Here is a 3,352-nt window from a genome sequence, read left to right on the forward strand (position 1 = left end):
TAATTTTAGCTTACAACCCTTTAACGACTTCTTACGACAGTGTGTGTCGCCTTATATCCACCCCCTGAAGTGGGTGGTTTTACGGCGACTGGTGATAAAGCCAACAGCTATCAATTCATTAAAGCACACTCACCTAATAGGAGAAACTACAGTTTGTAAGGGGGTCTTAACCTGAAGCAATAAAGATAGTAAAAATTGAAGCGCCATAAATTTTCACTTTTTATTCATATTTTTATCAAATGTGTGGTATCACATAGCGCCATTTAGACGTAAAATAGCTTAATGATTGCTTCAGGGCGAATGTGCTACACTAATTGCAATTTTTAAACCTACTTTCAAACTTTATACTTAATAAAGAGCCAAGATAACTGCCTAATAGAGGCGAGCATGCGATTACTTTGCTTCAAGAGTCAGTACTACCAACTTTCCCTATTTGCCGTGATTTTATAGGGCACCCGCAAATTTTAAATTAAATGTTAGTTGCGTAGTAAAAAGCACTTGTTATGATAGTCTTAGCTACTATCAAATCTGCTCAAACAAATCCGCTTAAAAAGATTGATGTGACAAATAAACACGCTAATATATTGAAGTAACTTTAGTTAAAAATAACAAGGCAATATTATGAGTAACCCCTATTCTGAATTTAAAACCCAACTACAAGGCTCTATGGTTGCCTTAGTCACTCCTATGCTGACTAATGGAGAGGTAGATTATCCTCGTCTGGCCGAGCTAATTGACTGGCATATCGAACAAGGGACTGACAGCTTAATAGCCGTAGGTACCACGGGTGAGTCTGCTACTTTGTCTATGAAAGAGCACAGTGATGTGATCCGCTTTTTTGTGAAGCATGTTAATGGCCGCATTCCTGTTATCGCTGGAACCGGTGCCAACAACACCCAAGAAGCCATTCATTTAACCTCGGAAGCCAAAGATGCTGGTGCTGATTGTGCCTTGTTGGTAGCCCCTTATTACAATAAGCCCACTCAAGAAGGCTTATTTCAGCACTACAAAGCGATTGCTGAAGCTGTAGATATGCCGCAAATGCTTTATAATGTGCCAGGACGTACTGTGGTAGATATCGCACAAGAGACGGTTGAACGTCTAGCGGATATTGAAAACATTGTCGCTATCAAAGACGCAACCGGCTCTGTAGAACGTGGAAAATTGCTAATTGAAGCTTTAGGCGATCGCATCGTGGTGCTATCAGGGGATGACGGTACGGCGCTAGAGCTTATGAAACATGGTGCTAAAGGTAATATCTCAGTAACGGCGAATATTGTGCCTAAAGCCATGAGCCAAGTGTTCAATGCCGCTTTAAAAGGCGACTTTGAAACCGCTATCCAAGTTCACGATACCATTGCGCCACTGCACAAGTTAATGTTCATTGAATCAAGCCCTATTCCAGTGAAGTATGCTTTGAATAAAATGGGCAAAATTGAAAAAGGCATTCGCTTGCCAATGGTCTGGTTAAGTGAGCAGTACCATGATCAAGTAGATGCAGGCTTACGTGCCGCAGGTTTAATTGACTAATAGCGTCAATTAACTCCCATTACGTTTAACTTCGGTACTTTTGACTATCAGTACTTTTGAATACAAGCTGTATGGCAAAGAGAAATTTATCCCTTTACTTGTACAGCTGACAAAGGATGACCCATGTCTCAAATTGAATTTTCAAATCATTCACAGCCCTCTTTGGCCGCAACTTTGCGCACCGTAACGAAGGTTGCGATTATTGCGGCAAGTAGCGTTGCTTTTTTATCAGGATGCCAAGCGACTAAAGGGGCTTTTGGTAAAATTGGAGATGGCAGCTTGGCTTATCAAAAAGCTGAAAAACTTGATCCTATTCAATTGCCAGCCGATCAAGAGACCGCTCCTTTTGTTCCGCTTTACCCTACTCCGGCTGTAGGCGTGAATACTCTTGATATTGAAAACGAGTCTGGCAAACGCTATGAGTTGCCAGCGCCTCACCGTCAAGTGCCCACAGCCAATCAAGCTAGCAATTAATGGTTAGCTTGATTATTTAGTTGTTTACTTTACTACCGCCACTCTACTTTTAAACCCCCTTTAGGGATACTGACACCTCCGCTCAGTAAACCATATGCATAGGACTTAAATCATGCAGCTTGAAAAAAAAGACCTGCTTTACAAAGGCAAAGCCAAATCTGTTTATGAAACAGAGAACCCAGATTACTTAATCCTTCACTTCCGTGATGATACTTCTGCTTTTAACGGAGAGCGTATCGAGCAGTTAGGTCGTAAAGGACAAGTGAATAACCGCTTCAACGCATTTATTATGCAAAAACTTGATGAAGCCGGTATTGAAACTCACTTTGAAAAGCAGCTTTCTGATGATGAAGTTCTGGTGAAACGCTTAGAGATGATCCCGGTAGAGTGTGTAGTACGTAACTTTGCAGCGGGTAGCCTTGTACGCCGTCTTGGTCTAGAAGAAGGCCAGCCTCTAACTCCTCCTACTTATGAGTTATTCTTTAAAGATGATGCTCTGGGTGATCCTATGGTCAACGAATCGTTGTCAGTGGCATTAGGCTGGGCAACTCCAGAGCAACTGGCTAAAATGAAAGAGCTTACTTTCAAAGTAAATGATGTTCTAAAACAGTTATTCGATGAAGGCGGCCTAATGCTAGTCGACTTCAAACTTGAATTCGGCGTATTCCAAGACCGTATTGTATTAGGTGATGAGTTCTCACCAGATGGCTGCCGTATTTGGGACAAAGAAACCAAGAAAAAACTAGACAAAGACCGCTTCCGTCAGAGCCTAGGTGACGTGATCGAATCTTATGAAGAAGTGGCTCAGCGTATTGGTGTGCCTTTAAACTAAGCACACTTCACTGCCACACTTTGCTTTATCAAAGCCGACTATGATTAAATTATAGTCGGCTTTTTTATATTAAAACGGAAATAAGACTATGTACAAGCTAACTGTATTTATTCCAGAACCAAACTTAGAACCAGTGAAACAAGCTTTGTTTGACGCGGGTGCTGGCCATATTGGCAATTACTCTCACTGCTGCTGGCAGGTTAAAGGTACGGGACAATTCATGCCCAGAGCAGGCAGTCAGCCTCATATCGGTGAACAAGATAGCATTGAGCAAGTGACCGAATGGCGGGTAGAAATGGTGGTGGCTAAAGAGAAAATTTCTGAGGTTATAAAAACATTAAAGCAGGCGCACCCTTACGAGACGCCTGCTTATGATGTGATTGAGATAATAACCTGAGTTCGGGATAAGAGCTTGCGTAAATCATTGAAACAGCTTAGTTTTTTGCAGCTTGTCCATAAGCCGACACGTTTTTGAGTGTCGGCTTAAAGGGAAACCAACAGTAAGCAATGAGTCCT

4 protein-coding genes are annotated in these 3,352 nt (G+C 41.9%); all 4 read left to right on the forward strand.

All coding sequences use genetic code 11. The features are described from left to right. Positions 1–621: 621 nt before the first annotated feature. The 4 genes from dapA (at position 622) to cutA (ending at position 3,233) form a co-directional block, all read left to right on the forward strand. Positions 622–1,530: a 4-hydroxy-tetrahydrodipicolinate synthase gene (gene dapA / locus A1019T_RS09750; RefSeq protein WP_077451485.1), complete on the forward strand. Its 909-nt coding sequence runs from the start codon at positions 622–624 to the stop codon at positions 1,528–1,530. Positions 1,531–1,653: 123 nt separating this feature from the next. Then, entirely contained in the window at positions 1,654–2,004 is a 351-nt protein-coding gene (locus A1019T_RS09755; protein WP_077451486.1) for a hypothetical protein, read from the forward strand. Between the two features lie 112 nt (positions 2,005–2,116). Beyond that, a complete protein-coding gene (gene purC / locus A1019T_RS09760) occupies positions 2,117–2,836 on the forward strand; it encodes a phosphoribosylaminoimidazolesuccinocarboxamide synthase (protein ID WP_077451487.1) in 720 nt (239 codons plus the stop codon). 88 nt (positions 2,837–2,924) lie between these two features. Next, positions 2,925–3,233: a divalent cation tolerance protein CutA gene (gene cutA / locus A1019T_RS09765; RefSeq protein WP_077451488.1), complete on the forward strand. Its 309-nt coding sequence runs from the start codon at positions 2,925–2,927 to the stop codon at positions 3,231–3,233. Positions 3,234–3,352 lie beyond the last annotated feature (119 nt).

It is taken from the genome of Psychrobacter piechaudii (assembly GCF_900162825.1).
In the GTDB taxonomy this organism is placed as follows: domain Bacteria; phylum Pseudomonadota; class Gammaproteobacteria; order Pseudomonadales; family Moraxellaceae; genus Psychrobacter; species Psychrobacter piechaudii.